We start from the raw sequence: 25,623 nt of genomic DNA, 5'->3' as shown, positions 1-25,623 counted from the left end.
ATAGGCTATAGGTGTAAAGGCAGTAATGTCATAGCCGAGTAGTACTAATAACCCATAGGCTTATTGAGCCTCCCCCTTCTTTAGGGAAGGGGGATGGAATGTCTTTATAAGCAGTATACAAACTTGTATTATTTTTTATGTCATGTTGACGGCCTGCCGTCCTTTTTCCGATATGTTAAGATATTTGTCACGTTAAAAGCGTGACGCTGGATGCTAAAGTTCCTTTTTAGGACAATAGCAAAAAGCTATAACTTAAGGTGGTTATAGCAACGGGGCTCACCTCTTACCATTCCGAACAGAGAAGTTAAGCCCGTTAGCGCCGATGGTACTGCACCAGTGGGAGAGTAGGTCATCGCCTTTTTTAAAGCCCTTCATAAAAATATGAAGGGCTTTTGTTTTTTTAATCCTTTAGTAAAATAATTAGTTAATCTACTATAATTTTTTTTGTAATAGTTATTTCAGCATTTTTAAGTTGCAATAAGTACAACCCAGAGTTTAGCTGATAATTTATAGTGTTATTTTCTAGGATTCCTTTTTGGAAGACTCTTCCATTAATATCAGTTAATTCATAATTTAAAACACCCTGAAATGGTGTTGATAAATGAATTTTGCCATTAGAAGGGTTAGGGTAAACCAATAGTCTTTCATAATCAGTTTGACTATCATTAACACCTAATGTTTCAGGTCCAAACCTAACTATCCAAAAATCATGACGTCCTACTACGTTTCCCACTCCTGAATCATTAGAGCTTGTGTTTCCTATGGTAATATAGCCACTATTAGTAGTTTGTATAATTGATCTTATTATATCACTTTGAGTCCCACCCAATATTTTTTGCCATTGAAGATTTCCTGAATTGTCTAATTTTACTATCCACCCATCTTGACTCCCTTTAGCATTTGTTATATCTCCATCGTTAGATTGTGTATAACCAGATACAATATAGCCTCCATCAGTGGTTTCTCGAACAGAAAATGCCCTTTCACTATTGCTGCCACCTAATGATTTTTGCCATTGTAAATTACCCATTGCATCAATTTTTACAACCCAATAATCTTCACCACCGTTATTGTTGGTAATATCTCCATCGGTTGAACTAGAATAGCCAGCCATAATATAGCCGCCATCTGATGAAGGTTGAATATCCCATAGAGAATCTATTAATGATCCACCATATCGTATATCCCATTGAGCAATACCCGATGAATTTAATTTTATGACCCAAGCATCAGAATAATTTAGCCCCAAATGTTCAAATAGTACTGAATAACCTGTCACAATATATCCGCCATCTAAAGTTTGTACTATGGTATGGGCTTCATCATTACTGTTATTGGTGTCATAACTATAATTGTACTGCCATTCTACATTTCCAACATTATCTAATTTTATTACAATGTAATCAGTATCGTTAGCATCTATTCTCGTAACCCCTGTCAATACATAGCCTCCGCCAGAAGTTGGTATAATAGAAAATGCCCTTTGGTGATTACTGTTGCCATAGCTTTTTTGCCACTGTAGATTACCTGAACTATCCAACTTTACTACCCAAATATCTTCACCACCGAAACTTTCGGTTATATCTCCATCAAAAGAATTAGCATAACCAGCAACAATGTAACCATTGTCAGAAGTTTGAATTATCGAAAATGCTACTTCCGTTCCAGCTCCTCCCAGCGCCTTTTGCCATTGCAAATTTCCAGATGAATTTGTTTTTACAACCCAAAAATCTCTGCCACCATGATGATTGGTCACATCTACATTAGATCCTAATGTATACCCTGCCATAACAAATCCTCCATCTATAGTTTGTACTATGGAGTAAGCATAATCATCTTGTGTGCTTCCAAAATGATTCTGCCATGCTATTTCGGGTTGTGCAAAAGCTATTAAATTTAAAAATAGAGTAATAATTATTAATATTTTTATTTTCATGATGCAATGGTTTTTGTTAACAGTTAAAGTTATATAGCAAAAAGTGTTGCTTAACTTGCTCAATTAAGCTATCATTTTTATTGTTTAGACTTATTTTACCACAACTTTTTTAGTGATTTGCCCCTCATCGCTTTCAATTTTTAATAGATAGATGCCTTTATCCCATGTTTCACTGTTAAATTCCCAGAAATAACGATTGGTTTTATCATTGGAATCAAATACTTTTTGTGCGAGGACTCTTCCATTTAGGTCGTATATGCTTGCTGTAAACTTCTCGTTATTTTGTCTCGCTGAAACCTGAATCCATAGGCCATTTGTTTTTAAAGGATTTGGATAAATACTGAACTGTGCTTCTTCTGTTATTATATTTTCAGGCTCCATTGTTCTAGCTGTAGAAGGTGAACAGGAACCTAGTACATCGCCTGGATGCGTTTTATGACGCGCCCATTGATCTGGTGTAACGCATATGGTAGTTCGGTCACCATTTTTCTTGACATGGCAAATTTCAAATAAACCTGCTCTACAGGTATTTCCTGAACAGGTATTTGTAGCATCGTTAGGACAACTGTCTACACAATCTGGTAGGCCATCACCATCAGAATCCAATTTATCGTCTTGACCAGCACAGATGTCTATACAATCGGGAACACCATCACCATCAGTATCGGTGTCTGGTCCACGTGGACATACATCATTACAATCTGGAACGCCATCATTATCTTTATCGGCATCGCTTGTGCCGCAACCACAAAGTCCGGGTGCCGTTTTGTTTCTGTCATTCGGACAAAGATCTAAACAATCTGGTGTGCCGTCACGATCGGAGTCCAACAAGTCATCAGCTCCTGGACATCTGTCTTCTGCATCACAAACGGTGTCGTTATCTGCGTCTGGACAATTGTTACAGGTATTAGTTGAATCATTTGGACATTCATCAATACAATCGGGAGTCCCATCGGAGTCGGAGTCGGTATCAGCTGTACCACAACCACAATCTCCTGGAGCGGTTTTATTTGGGTCACTAGGGCAGCCATCATTACAATCGGGAGTTCCGTCTGAATCGGAATCTATTGAAACGCCATTGGCATCGACATTGTTTGGACATGGCGAATTAATTTCGCTGTCATTGCAATCGAGGACCCCATCACTATCCGTATCGGTATCAGCTACACCACAACCACAATCTCCAGAAGCGGTTTTATTTGGGTCACTAGGGCAGCCATCATTACAATCAGGAGTTCCGTCGGAATCTGAATCTATAGAAACGCCATTGGCATCGACATTGTTCGGACATGGCGAATTAATTTCGCTGTCATTGCAATCAAAAACGCCATCATTATCGGTGTCAGCATCTGCTACACCACAGCCACAATCACCAGGTTCGGTTTTATTGGCATCATTAGGACAGTTATCGTTACAATCGGCTACGCCATCACCATCACTATCGGTGTCTGGAGTGCCACAACCGCAATCGCCCTGTTCGGTTTTATTGGCATCATTAGGACAGTTATCGTTACAATCGGCTACACCATCACCATCACTATCGGTATCTGGAGTGCCACAACCACAATCGCCTGGTGCTATTTTATTGGGGTCGCTTGGACATAAGTCATCGGCATCACAGGTGCCATCATTATCAGCATCAGGACAGGTTTCACAACCTTCATCAATATTGCCATCACAATTATTGTCAATACCATCACCACAGATTTCATCTGCTCCTGGATTAATAGCGGCATCACTATCATTACAATCAACATCTGCATAAAAACCATCACTATCATTATCTATATTAGAACAGCCAAGAATAGTGTATTCAAATGTTTCAGATTCAATCGGTGGGTCAAACCCTATATCTAAAGCCTTGATTAGATATGTTTCTCCTACTGTATAATTATTACAATAGGTATTAATACTACCTAATATTGGAACTCCGAATCCAAAATTGTCGTTAGTATTGTTTTTGTTCTCAAAATGCAGTACTACTTCCCTAAAGTCGTAATCGCTTTCTACACCAATAGATAAACAAGAATTTGGATCCGTGCCTTGGCACGTTTCTAGAGGCACTTGAGTAAAAATAAAAAGTTGCCCTTGTGAAGCTAAAGTCATACTTGTCAAAAGCATTAGTAAAAACATAATTTTTTTCATGATTTTAAGTATTAGTTGATTAATAGCATTTTAAAATATTAAAACCCCATCTTCATTAATTGATAGTCTTTCTTAGATAATTCTTTTTTCTTTTGCTCTAAACTTATAGCGCGCATGGCATAATTTTCCTTGCTTTTTTGTTTGTGTTGCATGGTCATTTCCATTAATAAGGCGTCTTCTTTCAATACCTGTAATAAGGCAGGATCGAATCCTTTAGGGGCACTTTTATTATTAGCCATGGCAAAAAAGGCACTAAAATTTACAGGTGCATCTAAAGTGAAGTACAATTGGCCTTTATACTGTTGGTCTTCTACCTCAATGCCGTAGCAGGTAAAACCAAGAATCTCTTTGGTGCCAATTTCTTTAAAGCTTACATTCGATTTGTTTTTGCCTTCTTTTAATTCGGGCATTTTATGAACTTGTGCCATTTTTTGGCCGTTCATATCCATAAACATGATATTGGTTTTTTGTAGATTGTCCATCACCATATACATGGTGCCCTGTCCTTTTAACTCTTCACTTGACATTTCTAGGCCAGAGTAATCTGTCGTATTAGAATTGATTAAATAGTTGAATTCAGCCGTTTGATCTTTACCCGAAGTCATTACCGTTTTAAGCTCCCAATTAAATTCATACTGATCTAGAATTTGGGTGGCCTCATGATTTTTAGGGTTCATAGCCGCATTATTAGCGGGTGTTGCTGTGTTTTTTTGTGTATTGGAAGTAGTCGTAGTCGAATCTGGTTTTTTTTCATTCCCGTTTGCAACACCATCAATGGTTTGTTCTGTTTTTTCGGTAACGATTTCATCTGTTTTTTTGAGTATAGTTCGTTCTGCGGCTTGTTCAGCTTTCTTTTTTAGTTTTTTTAAAATTTGTGCTTCGGCTGAAGTGCTTACTGATATACAGAGTATGGCTAATAGGAAGTATTTTGCTTTCATCATCTTAATTTTTTTGTTTGTCTTTTTTATTATGTTTCCAAGGTTCTAGACCGCGTTCTAAATTGAGCATTTTTCCTAAAGGACCTGGTACCATGGATTGTTCTATTGCTTCGGGAAGTTGGACATGGCACTCCTGATAGGAATAGACAAATTTTCCTGACGAATTTTTGGAATCATCTGTAAATTGAGGATTGGTACTATTGATATTAAATTCTACCAATCGCCCTTTTTCATCAAATTGAATATAACTTCCCTGGTATTCCGGATCGTTATAATTAAAGCGTTTGCATACATCTGGGAAGGTGATATTTTGGAGCGTGTAATTGTCATCATCTTCAAAATGTTCAGGTTTATAAATAAAGGCCAGTTCTAATACTATGAAGTTGAGCGCAATGTCTTTTTCCGACAAGAATTCAAAGGCCTCATAATAGGGTTCAGGCGGAAGTTTATAAGCCTGTGTGGTCATACCGGCCATCATAAAGCCCATTGAACTTGCCGGTAATATCGACATTTTTTCATAGTGCCCTTCTTCTACGTTAAAACCATATAACATACCTTTAGTATCATGATAAATGGGATTAGGATTACCTTCTTGCTTGGTACGCATGGCAATGACATCGGCATCAAAAAAGGAGGTTTGTACCTGTTGTCCATCTTTATTATATAAGGCCATAATAACATCGGTAGTAAAAAAATCACGTAGGGTCTCAAGCTCAACTTCCTGAATGTTGTTGTAATTGTTGTCGTTGTTATAAGCTGTGCTATCGAATGAGACTTCCCGCGTTTCCAGCCCTTTTTCCTTGGCGCGTTGTTTGAGTTTGTCTAAAAGTTGAGCTTCGGCTTCAAAACCAATTAAAAGAAACAATGCTGATAGTAAGAGTATTTTTGTTTTCATTTTAATCTTTTTTTAATAATTGATAAATTAAAAAGGGGAATTGTTTTATTATTTTTTCATTCCCCTTTTCCTCAATTAATAGCACATTCAATAATTTATTTTAATTGATTTGTCATTATTTAGTTGTAATGAATCCAATTAAAGGTCTATTTAAAAAGCAGGCAAGAAAGTAGATGGGTATATATTTTAGTATATTTTTATAAAAAAGGTTAACATTAATTTTAATGAAATATCTATTTCTTTAATTTTAAGATTAAATATGTTTACCTTTTATAAATAAACTAACTAATGAGTAAATCAGATACAGCGCAGCTTTTAACTTTAATAAGACGAAGAGATCTTACTGTGTTGGATAAGATTTACAGGGAAAACAGATCGGCGTTTTTAAATTTTGCAAAACAATATAAATTGCCAGAACAAGATTATTTAGACATATATCAAGATGCCATTATAGCCTTTTATGAAAATGTAGTTTCAGAAAAAGTACAGACTTTAGATAGTTCTATAAAAACCTATTTATTCTCGATTGGTAAGTTTATGATTTATAAAAAAATAAATGATTATAAATATAACAAACCCATAGAGCAAGAGATGAATGCTGTCTTACAGAAGCAAATTGAATATTACGAATATCATGAAGTTTCAGAAAGCGATTATCAAAAGTTGGTTTTAAAATGTTTTGGACAACTTGGAAAAAAATGTCAGAAGATGTTAAAACTATTCTATTACGAAAAATTCACTTTAGAAGAGATCAAAACCTATTTAAATTACGATAATTATAATGTAGTTAAAAGTCAAAAATCGAGGTGCTTAAAAACCTTGAAAGATTTAATTACAAAGCAAAAACAAAATGGATAAAGACGAATTAATAGCAAATTATTTTTTGGGAAATTTGACCCCAGACGAAGAACAAAAGTTTGAATATTTAATGCAAACGGATACAGACTTTAAAAAAGATGTTGAATTTCAAAGCCAAGTAAAGGATGCCATATTTAGGCATGAGCGCCATAACCTTAAACAGCGATTACAAGATGTTGAAAAAGATTTAATTCCTAAAAACACCAATAAAATAAAGTGGCTGGTTGCTGCGGCCATCTTAATTTCATTGTCGGTAGGATATTATATCTTCGATTCTTCATATACATACACAGAGTTATATGCTATATATTTTGAACCAGCGCCAAATATTGTCCATCCCATTGTTAGAGATGGTATTGAAGATAATGACGAGACCAAAGCTTTTGTAGCTTACCAAAAACAAGACTATAAACTAGCGGCACAACTATTTGATAAGGTATTTCAAGACACCAAAACTTCTGAAATTTTATTTTATGAAGCAATAAGTTTAATGGAGATCAATAATATTGATCAAGCCATTGAAAAGTTTGAAATCCATAAAAAATATAACGATTTATTATCGAATAAAACTCATTGGTATATGGCATTGGCCTATATCAAGCAAAATAATATAGAAAAGGCAAAAGATGTTCTAAACCTTATTATTAACAATCAAGAATCTTATAATTATAAAAAAGCTAAAGAATTACTTAGAAAACTTTAGTCTATATATTAACAATAAGAAAAGGAATCCAATACCTGCTATTGATAAATATCTATATAGTTTCTTATCTTCAATTATAGGAGATGTATTACCGGAAACAACAAATCCTGCCCAATAGTACGGATGTCTTAATGCTGGTTCTGCGGTACTGTTTAAATAATCTATTTTAGCATTTTTAAGGGCTATGTCTTTTGGTTCTCCTGCTTTTAAATGTTTATAAAATGCGATCATTATTTTGGCAGTTGCATGGTCGTCAACCTTCCATAAACTCATAACTGTGCTTGGTATTCCTGTATATGTAAATGCTCTAGAAATACTTTGAACGCCTTCACCTTCTTCAAAATTGCCACTACCTGATTCACAGGCACTGAGTACAACTAAATCGGCATTAATGGATTCATTATAGAGTTCAGATATGAGTAATTGATTTTCTGAAAAGTCTAAACTGGAGAATTCAGGGTTTATATTGTCTATTTTTGAATGCATTGCTAAATGAAGGATTTCAAAATGATTTGCTTTAGCCAAAAACGTTTCCTTTGTAGCATTATTGAAAAGCTCACCTTCAAAATATCCCAATATGGTGTTTGTTTCATCCTTAACGCTAGGTAATTCGCTGTTTGAATTATTGGATGAAGCAAAAACCCCCAACTTCATATTAGGATTGGTTATACTTAGGTTTTGTTCATTCAATAAGGTTAATGAAGTACCATAGCTAATATTGTAATTTGCATCTCCATAATCGGGAATGAGTGTTTCAAAAGGAAGATAATTTAAAATGCCATACGGTATAATGGTAACATTTTTTAATTGGTTATTATCTATTAAGGGCTTAATGATATGTTTGATTTTATCCAATCCATCATTAGGATTTGAATTAAATGTTGAAATGTTTTCTACATAACGCTTAATGTCTGTATTAAAAGTGCTGTTTATTTCAATTTTTTCAACTTCCAAATTTGATTTTGAAATTTTAAAACAATAAAGGTTATTATTGGTCAATACATATTTAACAATGAGTTGGCCTTTTTTAATTGATTTTCTAAATTTATTAAGATCAAAAGTGAAATTATTTCGAGTAAAGTAGTTGCTATAGTTTTCTTTGATTTCTTTTTGTAGATTTTTTAGATCAAAATTTAAATTTGTAATCCTGTTATTTAAGGTGTCACTATCAATAAAAGAAGTTTCATCTTTTGAGTATATCAATTTTTGATAATGAACAAGGAGTGTTTTAATCTCATTTTCCCTATCAATGATACTATCAGGAACATTAATATGGTGCTTATTATTACTATACATAAATTTGGACCAAGTTAATTTTGAACTGTTATTCTCAATTGCTTCAATGGTTTTAGTTGTTTTTTCTTCTGTAGGGTTTTCGATTGAGGTTTGCATGAGCCACCCATCTATTGATTTATATGTATTATACAATGTTTCGTTATACCTGTCTCCCAAATAAAGATTATTGAAAACATTTGATGCCAATAGGCTTAGATTAAATGAAGTCTCCAAATGTTCAATATTATTTGATTTTTTGAACCTATTAAAATAAAATTCAGCGGTAAGTAAGATGCCTTCAATGGTTTCAAAAGAGTATATTGGCTTTAGGTTTTCAATTGAAATGGTTTTCAATTGAATTGTTTTTAATTTTTCTTTATGGATACCCTTAAAGGCCTTAATAAATTCTTTTTCGGCTTTTATATCAGAATCAATTTTAGAAATAGCAAACCCATAATTTGTTAAAAGATAAAACAGTTCATGACCGTTATCTTTATTATAATTTTCTATTAAATTTATCAAAATACTTCTTGCCCATTCATAGTTTCCAAGCTCTTTATGCTTTTCAAAAAGGGCAATTTGGTAAGGAACAGGGTCTAAAAAGAATTGCTCCTTATAATGTTGTGTTAGATCAATGGCTTTTTCTATTAAATTAACAGATTCTACACTAGATAAATTTGGCAATAACGATTTATAATAATAAAGTTGGGCTTCATGCTCAATATCTTTGATATAGTCTCTTGAAGCAGTTTTTAATTCATTCTCGGATAGTTCAATATATTTTTGTGCAGTTTTATAATCTTTCTTTTTGAGATTTAAATCAATATAAGAATTAAAAAGACTTAAATATTCATGCCTTCGAAATACTGTGAATTCTTCTTTTTTGTGTTCTAATGAATCTATTATTTTAAGTTGATAATTTAAAAAAGATTCGGCCAAATTATAATTGCCATAATAGGTATACCAGGAAGCTTGTTTATTATAATTTTTAAAGGCAAAGCCATAGGTGTCTTCGTTTAGGTTTCGCCATATTTTTTCAGACTCTTGAAGGATTTCAAGTTCTTTTTTTCGCATCCCCAATGCACGATAATTATTGGCCATAATTTCAAAATTCATAGCTAAATCCTTTTTGTTTTCCTTATAATATTTTAAGTATAAGCTATTGGATTTTTGATAATAAACGATGGAATTTTGATAATCTTTAATTTTTGTATTAATAAACCCCAAATCGTCTAATATAAGCAATACTTTATAGTCGTTTTCAGGTAATGTATCGGAAGTAATTTTAAGGGCTTTTAAAGCTTCATAGTGTGCATTTTTCCAATCTTGTAGATATCCATACTGATGGTAAATTCTATTTGCAACATGGAGTCTAAAAAGTTGAATGCGGTCTGTAATACCTTCAGTAATTTCTCTTGCTTTTAATGAATGTTCTAAAGCTTTTTTATGGTTATTTTGACCTCCTATTATTTCATATATACAGGAGTTTGTATAATGCCATTTTGCTTTAATATACATTTTGTAATTATTGGTATGGTCACTTTCCTGTAAAGCTAAAGTTCTAAATGATAAAGATTTTTTGTATTCACCAATAATATCTAAAGAGTCAGCAATCTCAGTATTCGTCTTTTTGATATCTTGAGACTGGATGCCATTAAATGAAATAAGTAATAGATGAAATAAAAATTTTAGCCTTAATGAATTCATAAACAAATGAATTTAAAAACATTAAGTTAATATTTTATTTTTTAAATGCCCTTTTTGATGAATAAAATGCCTTTTAAAATTAATCTCTCAAAATACTTCTCGAGATTACAATCTTCTGGATTTCAGAAGTGCCTTCATAGATTTGTGTGATTTTTGCGTCGCGCATTAATCGTTCAACATGATAGTCCTTTACAAACCCATTACCACCATGAATTTGAACCGCTTCAACGGTATGTTCCATAGCCACTTTTGAAGCGTAGAGTTTAGCAACTGCACTAGAAACGTCATAGTTATTACCTTGGTCTTTGTCCCAAGCTGCTTTCATCACTAAATGTCTGGCCGCCGAAATTTCGGTATACATATCGGCTAATTTAAAAGCTATAGCTTGGTGTTTTGAAATTTCTTTTCCAAAGGCTTTTCGTTCGTTTGAATATTTCAAGGCCAATTCATAAGCGCCTTGAGCTATGCCAAGTGCTTGAGAAGCAATTCCAATACGTCCGCCAGATAAGGTTTTCATTGCAAATCTAAATCCAAACCCGTCATCGCCAATTCTGTTTTCTTTAGGGACTTTTACATCATTAAATTGTAGTGTGTGCGTATCGCTTCCACGAATTCCCAATTTATTTTCTTTAGGACCTACATGAAATCCGTCCATGCCTTTTTCAATAATAAAGGCATTAATACCATGTGAGCCTTTATCTTTATCGGTTTGCGCCATGACCAAATACACATCGGCTCTTCCGCCATTGGTGATCCAATTTTTTGTGCCATTTAATACATAGTGGTCCCCTTTATCAATAGCTGTTGTTTTTTGCGAAGTGGCATCACTTCCAGCTTCTGGCTCGCTCAAGCAAAATGCACCTACAAATTCTCCTGTTGCCAACTTGGTTAAGTACTTTTCTTTTTGTGATTCGGTACCAAAAGCTTCAATGCCATAACACACTAAAGAATTATTTACAGACACTATAACCGAGGCAGAGGCATCTATCTTTGATAATTCTTCCATAATGAGCACATAAGAAATGGCATCCATTCCACTGCCTCCATATTTAGGGTCTACCATAACACCCATAAAGCCTAATGCTCCCATTTTCTTTACAAGTTCATCAGGAAATTGTTGAATTTCATCACGTTCTATAACGCCCGGAAGTAATTCGGTTTGTGCAAAATCACGAGCAGCGTCGCGAATCATTTTATGTTCTTCTGTAAGATTAAAATCCATATACTACAATAATTGTCAAATTGATAAAAAATGTGGTCAAAGATACGTTTTTGACATCGTTTTTTCAATAAGGATTACTATTTTTGCTGAAATGTTAAAAAACAAGTACAGTGTTTTAGGTCTTATGTCTGGGACATCCCTAGATGGATTGGATATTATACATGTAACATTAGGCTATGATGGTATTTGGGACTTTAATATCCATGCTGCAGAAACTATTCCTTACCAGAAAGATTGGAAGTATCAACTCGCCAATTTAACATCAAAATCAAAGGAAGAATTAAAGGACATAGACGAAAGCTTTACAAACTATTTGGCTGAACACATTAATTCGTTTATATCCAAAAATGCCATTGCCGATATTGATTTTATAAGTTCACATGGTCATACAGCATTGCATCAACCATCTGAAGGTTTAACCTATCAGATTGGTAACTTGAATCATTTGGCAACTTTAACAGGACATACCGTTGTGTGTGACTTTAGAGTTCAAGATGTGCAAATAGGTGGGCAAGGTGCACCGTTAGTCCCAATTGGAGATCATTATTTGTTTTCTAATTATAATTATTGTTTGAATTTAGGAGGTTTTGCAAATCTTTCTACCAATAAAAGTGGGATTCGAATAGCCTATGATATTTGTCCAGTAAATATTGTTTTAAACCATTATGTATCACAATTGGGTCATGATTATGATGATAAAGGTAAGATTGCTAAAGAGGGAACCATTAATTCTCAAATGCTAGAACAGTTAAATGCTTTAGATTTTTATCAGCAATCCTACCCAAAATCATTAGGATTAGAATGGGTTGAAATGACTATTTTTCCAATTATAGATTCCTATAAATTATCAGTTCAAGATATTTTAAAAACCTTTGTTGAACATATTGCCGATCAGATTTCTGATGAAACAATTGGTAACAATACGTGTTCGGTTTTAGTCACTGGAGGCGGTGCTTATAATGATTATTTAATTTCTAGGTTGCAGGCTAAATCGCAAAACCAGATTACTATTCCATCAAAAACAATTATTGAGTTTAAAGAAGCTCTCATTTTTTCATTATTAGGTGTGTTAAAAATTAGAGATGAAGTGAATTGCTTAGCGAGTGTAACAGGGGCAAGCAGAGACCACAGCTCTGGAATAATTTTTCAGCCCTAAAAAAAATGAAATTTTAAGATAAAGCATGATTTGTTTTTTATATTTGTTACAGTTCATGACCTACTTTGGTTTGTAGCATTTTTAGTAGTCTTCAAGCATTGATAAGGGAATGTTCAATAAACACATAGACTATAATAAAGCAATAAACACACTACCTTTACATTAAGATCAACTAATTTTCTAACACTACGTGACTATGGAAACCGTAATAATACTTGTATTTGCCTTTGGCTATTTGGCCATAACTTTAGAACACAATTTAAAAATAGATAAACTCATTCCTGCTCTGGTTATGATGGCCATAAGTTGGGCATTAATTTCATTAGGTATTGATGCGTTTCCTGAGTGGTTTGATTCGGCCAATCATAGTATGTTAGAAGGCTTTAGTAGCTTTTCTCATGAAGAGAAGTCACATCTAATGGAGGAGACTTTATTACATCATTTAGGAAAAACTGCCGAAATATTAGTGTTCCTTTTAGGAGCAATGACTATTGTTGAGATAATAGATTACTTTGACGGGTTTTCAACAATAAAAAGCTTTGTAAAAACAAAGAGTAAGCGTAGAATTTTATGGATATTTTCAATTTTAGCTTTTATCTTATCGGCGATTATCGATAATCTTACGGCAACAATTGTATTGATATCAATCCTTCAAAAAATTGTTAAAGACAGGCATATGCGTCTCTGGTATGCTGGACTAATAATTATAGCTGCTAATGCTGGTGGTGCTTGGTCACCAATTGGTGATGTTACAACCACAATGCTATGGATAGGTAAAAAAGTATCTACAGACCATTTATTCGTTTACCTCTTTATACCATCAGTAGTTTGTATGGCCATTCCGGCGTTTATTGCTTCATTTTTGCCAGTATTTAAAGGAGAATTAGATATTGAGGAATCGGAAGAAGAAGATCAGCCCAAAAGTAAATTCAGTTCAACAATGCTTTATTTAGGATTGGGAGCCATAGTTTTTGTTCCAGTATTTAAGGTTATAACACATTTACCTCCTTATGTAGGAATGATGTTGTCACTTGGTGTGGTTGCTATTTTTGCTGAATTGTATAGTAATGCGAAATTTAGCTTGTCTAATGTAGACCATGAGGAAAGTGATGCGCATTCACAACATAGCCCGGTACATCATTCCTTATCTAAAATTGAATTGCCAAGCATCTTATTCTTTTTGGGGATTTTGATGGCTGTTGCTGCTTTAGAATCATTAGGTATACTGTTTAATTTTGCTACTGCACTACAAGACAAGATGCCAATGCTAGGAACAGAATTACATCATACAGGCGTATCTGATTTAGTTATACTGTTGCTAGGGGTAGCGTCAGCGGTTATTGATAACGTACCTTTAGTGGCCGCCAGTTTAGGTATGTTCTCTGAACCTATGGATAATGAACTTTGGCATTTTATTGCATATTCCGCTGGAACAGGAGGAAGTATGTTGATTATTGGATCGGCTGCTGGTGTTGTTGCTATGGGGATGGAGAAAATAGATTTCTTTTGGTATTTAAGAAAAATTTCTTGGTTAGCATTAATAGGTTTTATTGCTGGTGCAATTACTTTTATGTTTACTAGAACTATATTTTAATACATATACTTTACTTATAAAATAGACGTTATTACAATAATTAAAACCAATTTCAACAGTTTAACATATGATAATATTAAGTAACATTCAAGAAGGAGCAGAGTTACTGACTGATGAAGAATCAGTTGAAAAAACGCTTTCAATCATAGAATTAATAGGTAGTGGTGGTACAGCAGGAATGCTTATTGTGACCATATTGTTTTTATTAATGATCGTGGCCATTTATATCTATTTTGAGCGTCTTTTTGCTATAAAAGCAGCTTCAAAAATTGATTCAAATTTCATGAATCAAATTAAAGATCATGTTAGTAATGGTAAAATAGATTCAGCACAAATCTTATGTGCTCAAGTTAACTCACCAGTATCACGATTGATTAATAAAGGTATCAGCCGTATTGGCAAACCTCTTGAAGACATTAATACTGCTATTGAAAATGCAGGACGATTGGAAGTTTATGACCTAGAAAAAAACGTAAGTGTTCTGGCTACAATTTCGGGAGTTGCCCCAATGATTGGGTTTCTTGGTACCGTAATAGGAATGATATTATCCATATTTGAGATTGCCAATTCGGGTGGTCAAATTGATATTAAATTGTTGGCTGATGGTCTTTATACTGCTATGACAACAACGGTAGGAGGATTAATTGTGGGTATTGTGGCCTATATGGCCTACAATCATTTAGTAGTGAAAACTGATAAAGTAGTATATCAGATGGAAGCCAACTCATTAGAGTTTTTAGATCACTTAAACGAGCCCATTTAATGAAAATACGCGGAAGAAATAAAGTTACTCCCGAGTTTAATATGTCATCAATGACCGATATCGTGTTTTTGTTGTTGATATTTTTCATGTTGGCATCAACTTTGGTAACTACTAATGCCATAGACATACTTTTACCTAAAGCAAGCGGGAAAACTGAAAACAAAAAATCGGTTGCTGTGAGCATAACTCAAGATTTAAGGTATTATATCGACCAAAAATTAGTAGGGGAGAGTGTGCTAGAGAATGAATTGATGTCGGCCTTATCTGGTTTAGATAAGCCAACCATAGTTTTACGAGCAGAAAAAACAGTACCTGTAGATAATGTGGTTAAAGTGATGGACATTGCCAACAGAAATAAATTTAAAATTATATTAGCGGTTAAGCCTAATTAAGATGAAATATTTAGAGACCAAACATGAGCGCAATTCAGCAAGAATTACAACTTTGATTGTAACCATCTTGTTATTGTTGCTATTTGTAGTTGGTCCGCCATATTTTGATCCTCCATTAGAGTATGGTGTTGCCGTTAATTTTGGTACCACAGATTTTGGAAGTGGAAATATTCAGCCTACAGAACCTATTAAATCCCAGCCTAAAGAAGTTATTGAGGAACCAAAAGTTGTGGAGACAGTAAAAGAATCGGCTGCTCAACCTAGTACGAAAACTGAAGATGTTTTGACTGAAGAGTCAGAAGAATCGATTGCCATAAAAAAACAAAAACAAGCTGAAGCCAAAGCAAAAGCAGATGCTGAAAGACGTGAACAATTACGACAAGAAGCTGAAGAGCGTAAACGTCAAGAAGAAGCCGACAAAAAGAAAAAGCTTGATGCCCTTATAGGAGGTGTAAGTAATTCTGAAGGCACTCAATCTGGTGGCGAAGGCCCAGATAGCCAAGCAGGAGATAAAGGTCAATTAGATGGTAACCCTTATGCACCAAGTTATTTTGGTGGCTCTGGTCCAGGAAAAGGTGGAGTGGGTTATGGCTTAAATGGTAGAGGACGACCATCTAGACAAATCTATAAACAAGAATGTAATGAATACGGTCTTGTAGTGGTAAGAATTGAAGTTGACAAAAACGGAAATGTTGTCAAAGCAGAACCAGGTGCACGAGGAACCACAAATACACATCCTTGTTTAATTGAACCTGCCCGTAAAATTGCCTTATCTCATAAATGGCCAGCAGATTCTAAAGCTCCTGACCGTCAAATAGGATTTGTAAGTATAAATTTTGATATAAGTCAATAGACTATGACCTATCAGGATACGGTTAACTGGATGTTTCAACAGTTACCCATGTTTCAAAATCAAGGGAAATCGGCCTATAAATCAGATCTCAATAATACCATTTTACTGGCCCAACAGTTAAACAATCCCCAGCACAATTTTAAATCTATCCATGTGGCAGGGACTAATGGTAAGGGCTCAACAAGTCATATGTTGGCTTCCATTTTACAAGTTGCCGGGTATAAGGTTGGCTTATATACTTCACCTCACTTAAAGGATTTTAGAGAACGTATTAAAATAAATGGTCAGTGTGTATCTAAAGCCTTCGTGACGGCTTTTATTAAACGCAATAAGCCATTTTTTGAACAACACCAATTATCTTTTTTTGAAATGACTGTTGGTATGGCATTCGATTATTTTTCTAAACAAAAAGTAGATATTGCCATTATTGAAGTAGGCATGGGAGGACGCTTGGATTCGACCAATATAATAACACCACTTGTATCAGTAATTACAAATATTGGGTTAGATCACACTCAATTTTTAGGTGACACCATTAGTCAAATTGCGAAAGAAAAGGCTGGAATTATTAAACCAACTGTCCCAGTAGTCATTGGTGAAACACAGCCAGATACCAAATCTGTATTTATTGAGATTGCCAAAAAAAATAATTCTGAAATTAGCTTTGCAGATAAGACCATTAAGAAAGTTTATAAGAGCGCCTTAGAAGGAAATTATCAATCAAAAAATATCAAAACCGTTATAGAAACAATTACACAACTTAATAAAAGTGATTTTGAAGTTGAGCATGAGCATATTGTAAGAGGTTTACAGCATGTGAAGGCATTGACAGGTTTAAGAGGTAGATGGGATGTAATTCATCATCAGCCAAAAGTGATTTGCGATACTGCACATAATAAAGAAGGACTCTCCTATGTTATGGAGCAACTTGCAAAAGAAAAATTTAAAAAACTCCATATCGTTTTTGGAGTTGTTAATGATAAGAATTTAAAGCTAATTTTCCCATTATTGCCTAAACATGCTCACTATTATTTTTGTAAGCCCAACATTCAACGTGGTTTAGATGCCGAAGAATTAAAGAGACAAGCAAATGAAAATGGACTTAAAGGGCAATCTTATTTTAGTGTTAAAGAGGCCTATGAAACTGCGTTAACAAATGCAAATTCGGACGATCTAATCTATGTTGGAGGAAGCACATTTGTAGTTGCAGAAATTATATAATTTTTTTTCAAAAATCTTTTGCGATAACAAAAACTAAACTATATTTGCAGTCCGATAACAAGGGCGATTAGCTCAGCTGGTTCAGAGCACCTCGTTTACACCGAGGGGGTCGGGGGTTCGAACCCCTCATCGCCCACTAAAGTTCATACAACGTTGTATGAACTTTTTTGATTTAAAGGGTCATTAACTCAGTTGGTTCAGAGTGTCACGTCGACAACGTGGAAGTCACTGGTTCGAATCCAGTATGACCCACAACTATAAAAATCCTAATGCAAAATGCATTGGGATTTTTTATTTTATAAGAATTTAAAGCCTCTGCAACAAATCACTTCTGGCATACTAATAAGTAAATGTTCCAGATTTAACGAACGGTTATTTTAGAAAATTTCTTCTCTATTATCTTAAAAATCTGATATTTAATTTACCTCAACACATTAATGACTCAATATATTTTCCTATTTTGGTTTAAATAGTGCTTGTCAAAATCCTTTAAAACAATCAATTATGATTGACAGAGTAGTTTCAAAGTTCGTATTAATTGTAATTTTATTGACTCCCATTGTTATGTTAGCTCAACATAACGTTAACACCGAAATTAGAAGTCTCGATAGCTTGTGTAGAGTGCATATGAGAACTCCTGATAGTTTGTTAGCTTATGCTCAAAAGTTCCTTGAGTATTCACAAGAACATAATTTAATTGAAGGTAAAAAGAAAGCTTTTCGGTATTTAGGGATGGCGAATGTAAGGATAGGAAATTTTGACCACAGTAATCGTTATTTTCATAAGGCGCTGCAACTTTCAAAAATAAGTGGCGATAAACAATTAGAAGTCATAGTTTACAATGATCTTTCTATAAATCATAGTAGAACTAATTATCACGATTCATCCATTTATTACTCACACAAACTCATAAAACATTTCAAAAATGATCCAGGCAATAAAAGATTGAGTTTAACTTATATGAATATTGGAACAAATTACATCAGAAAAAGTAATTTAGATAGTGCGCAATTTTATTTAGAAAAGTCCATAAAAGGATTCAAAGCATCTCAAGACATAACTTTAATGTCAAATAGTTTGAGTTTACTCGGAGAAGTGTATTTTCAAAAGGAGGCTTTTCAAGAAGCCTTAACAATTTCAGATTCTGCACAGTCGCTAGCCGAATCGATTGATCTTCAGAGAAATTATTCAAAAAATTATGCGCTTTTGGCACGAATACACGAAAAGCTAAATAATATAGAGAAGTCTGAACATTATACTCAACTGTCTTTTGAAAATAGGCCAAAACAGATTGATAATAAAATAGTTCGAGACGATGGTTTAAATGAAGATTATAAAAAATCTATGTATAAGTTTAATCATCAAAATTCACAAAAGCTGCAAAGTGAAAAACTGTTCTATAAAACAAATCTCTTTAAAGTGCTTTTTTTGACTCTTGGATTGCTTTTAGTAAGCTTTGTTCTATTTAAAAGAAATAAAAAAAGCAATAGAGAACTAGAATTGTTAAGAGAAAAATTAAATCAATTTTCAGAGAGTAATCAAAATGCAATGTTAGATCTGATCCATCTTAATAATAAAGTTGTTGTTGATCTTAACAAGTTGATATATATTAAATCTGAAGGACATTATTTAGAATTTTATCTTGAAGATAAAGATCAGCCTGAAATAGATAGAAATTCTTTAATTAATATTTTGGAAGAGTTACCACCACAACAATTTGTGAGAATTCACAAATCCTACATAGTCAATATTTCGCATATTAAAATTATTAATTCTACCAAATTAATGTTGAAAAGTGGAAAATGGATTAACTTATCTAGGACCTACAAACAACAACTAAGGCAAATGTTAAATATAGAATAGTCTTTTCTACTAGGTTGTTCATGTTGTTTATTAAGCCACTTGTGACAAAAGGTTTAATTTCTATATTTTTTTGATTTCATTTGAAATGCTATTAATTTCTTGGGAAGTATTTATGAAACAAGTGTCTGTTTAAATTATTCCCATGTTTATGATTCTGAAAACAGGCACTTTTTCATATCTGACATTCTTCTTTTGCGAATTCAATTCTTGCCATGCATTTTAATCAACTTTTGTGTACTAAAACAGTTTAGCTAATCGTAAACAGAATGATTATGAAAAATTCTTACCTTCTAATTCTAGCCCTTTTTTCATGTGTTTTTATAAATGCACAACTATTATTTGACGAACATTTTAATTATGGAGACGCCTCTGGAGATTTAACATTAACAAGTTCTGGAGATTGGAGCGTTTTAAATGCTGTAACACCCAAAGTAGGATACCAAACGTCTAACTTAAGTTTAAATAATTACGAATATTTAGCTAAAGGAGGCGCTGCGACCATTGCGAAAATAGATGGAGAAAGTGTTAATACTGGTTTTGCCTCTGTTAATTCCGGCACCATCTATTATAGTGTTTTAGTCAATTTAACAGACCTTGGTAACGGCGGTATAGGGTTCTTTATACATTTAAATGGATCAACAGGAATTAGAGCAAGACTTTTTGCCATTGACGACGGATTTGGTAAAATTAATTTTGGGATTACCTCCCAAGGCACTCCTGATTTTATAACAACTCCATATGACTTAAATACCACGTACTTATTGGTGGTATCATATAATATTGCAACCTATACTTCAAATTTATATGTGTTAAGCGCTCCTTTGGCCAGTGAACCTGGTGCTCCTCATGCAACTCAAATGTCCGGTAATGGTCCTGCTTCGGTTTCTACTATTACTATTCGGCAAAGTGCGGCTGGACCATCTGGCAGCATAGATCAAATGCGTGTGGCCACAACCTGGGAAGACCTTATGCAGTCGTATTTTGCTCCTGCACTCTACTTTCCTGACGGGCCTGATAATGAAACTATAATTAGTATACCCCCAGAAACAGCACTTAATGCCGCGGCGACCTTTAATACACCTAATTTCTCGGTCTCTAATGAGCTGTCAGCATGCACAAGTAATAATTCTCAAGATGGATATATAAAATGGGAGTTAAAGGATACAAGCGATGACAGTCTCGTTAGTTCTGGTTGTATTTTTAGTTCAAATAGTGGAGACTTTTCAGCTATTCCAGGAATGACAGAAGGAAATAGCTATAGTTATACCGTATGGCTTGTCAATAATGCTGGAGTGGCCTTGACTAATCCAGAAGCGACCTATTCCGTGATTTTTAATGTCATAAGTTATAATGATGTTTCAGATATAGCGGGACTTAGGGCAGGCACAATAGACGAGAATACTTACTATCGTGTGACTGGACAGGTGGTGCTTTCCTATTATAATCAAAACGAAAATGATGCCTTATATTTTTTTCAAGACAATTCTGGAGGTATTGCGGTCACCGATGAAGACGGGTTTATGCCGCTCATAACCGTGGGTGATGTATTCGAAACTTTAAGTGGCTATTTAAAGAGTGGAGCCAACGGTGAGTTAATGCTAGAAATTACCAAAATAGAAAGAGATGACCCTACCATAAATAATGGTGATATCACACCTCAACAGGTAACTTTAAATGAATTGTATACAAATTATCAAGATTATGAATCTGAATTAGTACTTATAAATGATGTCAATTTTGTGAGTCCTTCAGGCGATTTCACCATAAATTCTACTTATGCCATAAATGATGGTACTCGTGGCAGTAACGAGGATTTGTTTTTAGCAGATTTTCCTCAAGCAGATTATATCACATCAGCTTATCCCGTTCCAACCCTACCTCAAGATTTGGTGGCTTTGGTGCGTTCAAAGTCGGGTGCAGCGGTGACGGTTACAGCTAGAAGTACTTCAGACTTTGCATTAGATATCAATGACTATTCGAGCGACAGTTTTAAGTTATACCCTAATCCTACAAATAAGGGATATGTTACTATTGGGAGTAAGCACCATTTGCCAATGCAAGTCACTGTAGTTGATTTAATGGGAAAACAAGTTTTAAGTAAAATAGTTAATAATAACGTTCTAAATCTTTCTGAATTGACTCCAGGATTTTACTTACTAAAAATCTCACAAAATAATGCATTAGTGACTAAAAGAATAATAATTGAATAAGCTGTTATAGAATTACAAAGTTTTGTTTAATCTATTTTTAAAGACATTTCATCTATTTTTTTAAAATGAATTATGATTTTTGTAAGAAAAAGACTTAAAAAATATAACTTGTGAAAAATACCGAAACATATTAGCCATGGTCTATCAAGAAATTAAGCGTATTTATAAAGATATTTTTCACTCATATGATTCGCCTTTTTTAGAAGAACATCTTCAAAAAATTATTGAGATTGATCGTTATTTACCTTATGATTCTACTTTTTTTTGTATTACGAATACACAATCTCTAGCCTTTGAATATATTAGTAAAAATACTACTGCATGCCTGGGTGTAGAAAGTGATGAGCTAAAACATCAGGGAATGAAAAGCTTTTGGGGGCGAATACATCCAGAAGATATTGAACCTTGGCTGATGGCTTTGGATGAATTGATGAAATTCACTATGGGTGAAATAGATATAACCAACAGAAATCGTATGAGTTATACATGGAATTATCGTATCAAACATGGTAACGGTAAATATGTAAATATTATACAGAACACAACACCTTTAGAATTTGATTCTGATGACAAACCAATAATAGGTTTGGCACATTACACTGTTTTACACCCCAAAATTGAAATGCCTATTACAGCCACTGCAAAATTATTAAATGAGCAGAATGAATATGAAACAAAATATTTCAATAATTTTTCACGAAAGTTGCTTTCCGATGGTATTAGTAATCGTGAACGAGATATTGTGCGGCTTTTGGTTTTAAACTATTCTAGTAAGGAAATTGCTGTCAGTTTGGATATTAGTTCTAATACTGTAGATACGCATCGTAGAAATATATTGAAAAAACTACATATCTCTTCAACTGGTGAGCTTATTGGAATGTTGAAAATGAACAAAATAACTTTATAATAGGTCGTATCATTTAATCAATAAAGTTTTTTAGACCACTAATATGCCCCATATTATACTTATTGTAGAAACCTTACAACTAAAAAATAGGACTTTTTGTCTAAAAAACAAGCTCGATACTCAAATTGAGTATTTCGTCTAATCAATTCCCATCTTAATTTTATCTTGCTATTAATCAGTTTTAGGGATACACTATATGCAAGGTGTTTGTCAATAAATTAGCTTACGAGTTGATACAGAAATAAACACCTTTTTATTTAAGCCTACCGTGAGTGCTCCTATTCACAATAGCCCCTAAATGGGAATTACATCAGTAACCAATATTAAACAGCTATATGGTTTTATAGTCTGATACTAAATCCAAACTATTATGAAAACAATTACAAGAATACTTGTAGTGATTTTATTTGTTGTCAACTTTTCTTGTGCAGAAAAAGAAAAGTCAAGTAGGTCAGCCACAAGTTATGAAACTTCAAAAAAAGAAGAAGTCACTGATGTCTATCAACAGATGATTGATTCACAAGATTCAATTTTCGATGCACGTAACAAAGAACTAACTGATATTGAAATTGTAAGTCGTCCAATAGATCCAATAGCATTTGAGGAACTTTCCCTATTAAGTGATTTTGAGGAAGATCCAAAACGCGAAATAATTTCAAAAAGAGACAGGACCTCAAAACATTATATGGGTAAGGACGGCAAAACCATCGATGCGGTTTTATCCCCTAAATCGGTTCACTATAAAGATGAACATGGTAATTGGGAAGACATAGACACAAAAATTAAGGAGTCGCCTAAATCTAATTATGCTTATGCCAACACCAAAAACAACCTAAAGTCTTGGTTTCCTAATAATCCATCAAATGAAGGTATTTTAATTGCTACTGATCAAGCTGAAATTTTAACAGCAAAGAATTTGAAAATGCATTGGGCAGATAGCAGTGGTATAAGTATTGACGAGATACGTTCTCAAGCTAAAAAAATGATGGTAACTTCCAATACCATAACCTATAAAGATATTATTCCTTCCATAGACAATCAATATGTTGTTGAAAGTGATAAAGTAGAGCAAAATATAATTTTAAATAAACGCCCTGATATTCCTCAAAAGGCGGCGTATTTAACATTTTCGGAAGAAATAGAACTGCCAGATAATTGGGATATCGATTTTGATCAGAATGAGATGGGGCTTGTGATTTTGAATGAAAATAATGAGGTGCATTTAGAAATTCCCTTTCCTGAAATTTATGAGCAGAACAACAGAAGCATTGCCGCCAACACCACCAATTCAGGGTTTGGTCTGGTACAGTTATCCAATAATACCTATCAGATTAACACCAACGTTTCTGCCGATTGGTTAAAGGAACGAAGTTATCCGGTAGTTGTTGATCCTACAATAATATTGAATGGCAGTGCTTCGGGGTATATTAGATACAGATATGATTATCGTGATCCAGGATGTGGTTATTCGTACACCACACACACCTATTATGCAGTTAATAACCAACCAGCAAGGCTTCAAGTAGGTTATAGTTATTATCGATCAGGTGGAAGTTGGTGTAGCTGGGCAGATTCTGAGTATGATCATTATAGGAGTTGGATAAAGTATGATACCAGTTCCATTCCAGATGGTGAGACCATCACCAATGTCGAGTTTAGTGCTAACGTGTCCTCCAGTTATTCTAATGCCCTAACAGGGAATATTTACTCCTCAAACTCCATGGGAGGGAATTATACTACAAGCAATAATGCCAGTCAATACATTTCAATTGCACCTTCAGGGTATCATCATGGTTCTGTTAGTTATTCTACAGTAGGACAACAGCCCTATGCTGTACTCGGTAATGGAGTTACGTCACGATTGCAAAATTTGTTGACCAGTGATTATTTTCAGATTGGATTTGATCATAATGGTAGTAGTAGATATACTCGACCACATAAAATTTTCAGTACGAGCGAATCTTTATTACGGGTTTCTTATGGAATTACTTGCCAGGAACCTGTGGCTTCTTGCCAGGATTTTACTGTTCAATTAGATGCTAGTGGTATCGTAACAATTAGTTCTTCAGATGTTGATAACGGTAGTACAGCGGAATGTGGTTTACAATCAATGACTTTATCAAGAACCGATTTTACCTGCGCCGATGTAGGAGATAATTTAGTTACCTTAACGATTACTGATATAAATGGAGCGGAAGGAAGTTGTCAAGCCACGGTAACAGTTAAAGACGAAGTAAAACCAAATGTTGTCACCCAGGACATTCTAGCGCTTCAGTTAGATAATTCAGGAGCTGCATCTATTACGCCAGCCGATATAGACAATGGTTCGAGTGATGCCTGTGGCATTGCCTCCATGAGCGTATCACCAAGTGCGTTTGACTGTTCAAATGTAGGACCGAATACAGTGACCTTAACGGTGACCGATGTCAACGGTAATGTAGAGACCGGTACTGCGACAGTAACAGTCAAGGACGAAGTAAAACCAAATGTTGTCACCCAAAACATTCTAGCACTTCAGTTAGATAATTCAGGAGCTGCATCTATTACGCCAGCCGATATAGATAACGGCTCGAGTGATGCCTGTGGCATTGCCTCCATGAGCGTATCACCAAGTGCGTTTGACTGTTCAAATGTAGGACCGAATACAGTGACCTTAACGGTGACCGATGTCAACGGAAATGTAGAGACCGGCACTGCTACGGTAACAGTTAAAGACGAAGTAAAACCAAATGTTGTCACCCAGGACATTCTAGCACTTCAGTTAGATAATTCAGGAGCTGCATCTATTACGCCAGCCGATATAGACAACGGCTCGAGTGATGCCTGTGGCATTGCTTCCATGAGCGTATCACCAAGCACGTTTGACTGTTCAAATGTAGGACCGAATACAGTGACCTTAACGGTGACCGATGTCAACGGAAATGTAGAGACCGGCACTGCTACGGTAACAGTTAAAGACGAAGTAAAACCAAATGTTGTCACCCA

Annotated in this window: 17 protein-coding genes, 2 tRNA genes, 1 rRNA gene and 1 pseudogene; 15 read left to right on the top strand and 6 right to left on the bottom strand. The window is 34.4% G+C overall.

Annotation, left to right across the window (positions count from 1 at the left end):
- Positions 1-253 precede the first annotated feature (253 nt).
- A 5S ribosomal RNA gene (gene rrf, locus ACFO5O_RS03555) occupies positions 254-361 on the top strand.
- Positions 362-424: 63 nt separating this feature from the next.
- Here the strand turns inward: rrf and ACFO5O_RS03550 are convergent.
- The 4 genes from ACFO5O_RS03550 to ACFO5O_RS03535 all read right to left on the bottom strand — a co-directional run bounded on the left by ACFO5O_RS03550 (position 425) and on the right by ACFO5O_RS03535 (position 5,914).
- Positions 425-1,936: a T9SS type A sorting domain-containing protein gene (locus tag ACFO5O_RS03550; RefSeq protein WP_387961035.1), complete on the bottom strand. Its 1,512-nt coding sequence runs from the start codon at positions 1,934-1,936 to the stop codon at positions 425-427.
- A gap of 90 nt (positions 1,937-2,026) precedes the next feature.
- The gene (locus tag ACFO5O_RS03545) at positions 2,027-4,081 is read right to left on the bottom strand and encodes a T9SS type A sorting domain-containing protein (RefSeq protein WP_387961033.1); all 2,055 of its coding nucleotides are present in this window, start codon (positions 4,079-4,081) and stop codon (positions 2,027-2,029) included.
- A 38-nt stretch (positions 4,082-4,119) separates the two neighbouring features.
- Positions 4,120-5,022 carry a DUF4412 domain-containing protein gene (locus ACFO5O_RS03540; protein ID WP_387961031.1) on the bottom strand — a complete coding sequence of 301 codons (903 nt, stop codon included), beginning with the start codon at positions 5,020-5,022 and terminating at the stop codon, positions 4,120-4,122.
- Position 5,023: 1 nt separating this feature from the next.
- Entirely contained in the window at positions 5,024-5,914 is an 891-nt protein-coding gene (locus ACFO5O_RS03535; RefSeq protein WP_387961029.1) for a hypothetical protein, read from the bottom strand.
- A 288-nt stretch (positions 5,915-6,202) separates the two neighbouring features.
- Here ACFO5O_RS03535 and ACFO5O_RS03530 point away from each other — a divergent pair, with 288 nt between their 5' ends.
- Both ACFO5O_RS03530 and ACFO5O_RS03525 read left to right on the top strand, forming a co-directional pair.
- Complete coding sequence (locus ACFO5O_RS03530) at positions 6,203-6,772, top strand: RNA polymerase sigma factor (RefSeq protein ID WP_387961027.1); 570 nt, start codon at positions 6,203-6,205, stop codon at positions 6,770-6,772.
- Positions 6,765-7,475, top strand: coding sequence for a tetratricopeptide repeat protein (locus tag ACFO5O_RS03525; RefSeq protein ID WP_387961025.1), 711 nt, complete (start codon positions 6,765-6,767; stop codon positions 7,473-7,475). Before ACFO5O_RS03530 ends, ACFO5O_RS03525 begins: the two co-directional genes overlap by 8 nt.
- On the opposite strand, the gene ACFO5O_RS03520 is transcribed toward ACFO5O_RS03525, so the two are convergent.
- Positions 7,458-10,457, bottom strand: coding sequence for a CHAT domain-containing protein (locus ACFO5O_RS03520; RefSeq protein ID WP_387961023.1), 3,000 nt, complete (start codon positions 10,455-10,457; stop codon positions 7,458-7,460). The two genes, ACFO5O_RS03525 and ACFO5O_RS03520, sit on opposite strands and share 18 nt — an antisense overlap.
- 79 nt (positions 10,458-10,536) lie before the next feature.
- Positions 10,537-11,679: an acyl-CoA dehydrogenase gene (locus tag ACFO5O_RS03515; RefSeq protein ID WP_387961022.1), complete on the bottom strand. Its 1,143-nt coding sequence runs from the start codon at positions 11,677-11,679 to the stop codon at positions 10,537-10,539.
- 91 nt (positions 11,680-11,770) lie between these two features.
- Between ACFO5O_RS03515 and ACFO5O_RS03510 the strand changes: the two genes are divergently transcribed.
- The 12 genes and pseudogenes from ACFO5O_RS03510 to ACFO5O_RS03455 form a co-directional block, all read left to right on the top strand.
- Positions 11,771-12,835, top strand: coding sequence for an anhydro-N-acetylmuramic acid kinase (locus ACFO5O_RS03510; protein WP_387961020.1), 1,065 nt, complete (start codon positions 11,771-11,773; stop codon positions 12,833-12,835).
- 196 nt (positions 12,836-13,031) lie between these two features.
- Positions 13,032-14,429 (top strand): sodium:proton antiporter NhaD, encoded by a 1,398-nt coding sequence (nhaD, locus tag ACFO5O_RS03505; RefSeq protein ID WP_387961018.1) that lies wholly within the window; start codon positions 13,032-13,034, stop codon positions 14,427-14,429.
- Between the two features lie 67 nt (positions 14,430-14,496).
- Entirely contained in the window at positions 14,497-15,192 is a 696-nt protein-coding gene (locus ACFO5O_RS03500; protein ID WP_387961017.1) for a MotA/TolQ/ExbB proton channel family protein, read from the top strand.
- Positions 15,192-15,584: an ExbD/TolR family protein gene (locus ACFO5O_RS03495; RefSeq protein WP_387961015.1), complete on the top strand. Its 393-nt coding sequence runs from the start codon at positions 15,192-15,194 to the stop codon at positions 15,582-15,584. Before ACFO5O_RS03500 ends, ACFO5O_RS03495 begins: the two co-directional genes overlap by 1 nt.
- A 1-nt stretch (position 15,585) precedes the next feature.
- A complete protein-coding gene (locus ACFO5O_RS03490; RefSeq protein WP_387961014.1) occupies positions 15,586-16,437 on the top strand; it encodes an energy transducer TonB in 852 nt (283 codons plus the stop codon).
- 3 nt (positions 16,438-16,440) lie between these two features.
- Entirely contained in the window at positions 16,441-17,658 is a 1,218-nt protein-coding gene (locus ACFO5O_RS03485) for a bifunctional folylpolyglutamate synthase/dihydrofolate synthase (protein WP_387961012.1), read from the top strand.
- Positions 17,659-17,719: 61 nt separating this feature from the next.
- Positions 17,720-17,794 (top strand) — tRNA-Val (locus ACFO5O_RS03480).
- 41 nt (positions 17,795-17,835) lie between these two features.
- Positions 17,836-17,910 (top strand) — tRNA-Val (locus ACFO5O_RS03475).
- Positions 17,911-18,162: 252 nt separating this feature from the next.
- Positions 18,163-19,521, top strand: a complete 1,359-nt coding sequence (locus ACFO5O_RS03470) for a LytTR family transcriptional regulator DNA-binding domain-containing protein (RefSeq protein WP_387961010.1) — start codon at positions 18,163-18,165, stop codon at positions 19,519-19,521.
- Positions 19,522-19,793: 272 nt separating this feature from the next.
- Positions 19,794-21,731 (top strand): T9SS type A sorting domain-containing protein, encoded by a 1,938-nt coding sequence (locus tag ACFO5O_RS03465; protein WP_387961008.1) that lies wholly within the window; start codon positions 19,794-19,796, stop codon positions 21,729-21,731.
- A 136-nt stretch (positions 21,732-21,867) separates the two neighbouring features.
- Positions 21,868-22,638 (top strand): LuxR C-terminal-related transcriptional regulator, encoded by a 771-nt coding sequence (locus ACFO5O_RS03460; RefSeq protein WP_387961006.1) that lies wholly within the window; start codon positions 21,868-21,870, stop codon positions 22,636-22,638.
- A 370-nt stretch (positions 22,639-23,008) separates the two neighbouring features.
- Positions 23,009-25,623, top strand: a pseudogene (locus tag ACFO5O_RS03455) (hypothetical protein); the annotation flags it as partial.

Source organism: Geojedonia litorea, from assembly GCF_042654525.1.
Classification (GTDB): domain Bacteria; phylum Bacteroidota; class Bacteroidia; order Flavobacteriales; family Flavobacteriaceae; genus Geojedonia; species Geojedonia litorea.
This window is presented reverse-complemented; position numbering and strand designations above follow the sequence as displayed.

What these genes read in the sequence shown, in the direction of transcription:
- ACFO5O_RS03540 (WP_387961031.1), bottom strand. Translation starts at nt 5,022, where the DNA reads ATGATGAAAGCAAAATACTTCCTATTAGCCATACTCTGTATATCAGTA.
- ACFO5O_RS03470 (WP_387961010.1), top strand. Translation starts at nt 18,163, where the DNA reads ATGATTGACAGAGTAGTTTCAAAGTTCGTATTAATTGTAATTTTATTG.
- ACFO5O_RS03485 (WP_387961012.1), top strand. Translation starts at nt 16,441, where the DNA reads ATGACCTATCAGGATACGGTTAACTGGATGTTTCAACAGTTACCCATG.
- nhaD (WP_387961018.1), top strand. Translation starts at nt 13,032, where the DNA reads ATGGAAACCGTAATAATACTTGTATTTGCCTTTGGCTATTTGGCCATA.
- ACFO5O_RS03495 (WP_387961015.1), top strand. Translation starts at nt 15,192, where the DNA reads ATGAAAATACGCGGAAGAAATAAAGTTACTCCCGAGTTTAATATGTCA.
- ACFO5O_RS03500 (WP_387961017.1), top strand. Translation starts at nt 14,497, where the DNA reads ATGATAATATTAAGTAACATTCAAGAAGGAGCAGAGTTACTGACTGAT.
- ACFO5O_RS03530 (WP_387961027.1), top strand. Translation starts at nt 6,203, where the DNA reads ATGAGTAAATCAGATACAGCGCAGCTTTTAACTTTAATAAGACGAAGA.
- ACFO5O_RS03525 (WP_387961025.1), top strand. Translation starts at nt 6,765, where the DNA reads ATGGATAAAGACGAATTAATAGCAAATTATTTTTTGGGAAATTTGACC.
- ACFO5O_RS03535 (WP_387961029.1), bottom strand. Translation starts at nt 5,914, where the DNA reads ATGAAAACAAAAATACTCTTACTATCAGCATTGTTTCTTTTAATTGGT.
- ACFO5O_RS03460 (WP_387961006.1), top strand. Translation starts at nt 21,868, where the DNA reads ATGGTCTATCAAGAAATTAAGCGTATTTATAAAGATATTTTTCACTCA.
- ACFO5O_RS03490 (WP_387961014.1), top strand. Translation starts at nt 15,586, where the DNA reads ATGAAATATTTAGAGACCAAACATGAGCGCAATTCAGCAAGAATTACA.
- ACFO5O_RS03550 (WP_387961035.1), bottom strand. Translation starts at nt 1,936, where the DNA reads ATGAAAATAAAAATATTAATAATTATTACTCTATTTTTAAATTTAATA.
- ACFO5O_RS03515 (WP_387961022.1), bottom strand. Translation starts at nt 11,679, where the DNA reads ATGGATTTTAATCTTACAGAAGAACATAAAATGATTCGCGACGCTGCT.
- ACFO5O_RS03465 (WP_387961008.1), top strand. Translation starts at nt 19,794, where the DNA reads ATGAAAAATTCTTACCTTCTAATTCTAGCCCTTTTTTCATGTGTTTTT.
- ACFO5O_RS03510 (WP_387961020.1), top strand. Translation starts at nt 11,771, where the DNA reads ATGTTAAAAAACAAGTACAGTGTTTTAGGTCTTATGTCTGGGACATCC.
- ACFO5O_RS03545 (WP_387961033.1), bottom strand. Translation starts at nt 4,081, where the DNA reads ATGAAAAAAATTATGTTTTTACTAATGCTTTTGACAAGTATGACTTTA.
- ACFO5O_RS03520 (WP_387961023.1), bottom strand. Translation starts at nt 10,457, where the DNA reads ATGAATTCATTAAGGCTAAAATTTTTATTTCATCTATTACTTATTTCA.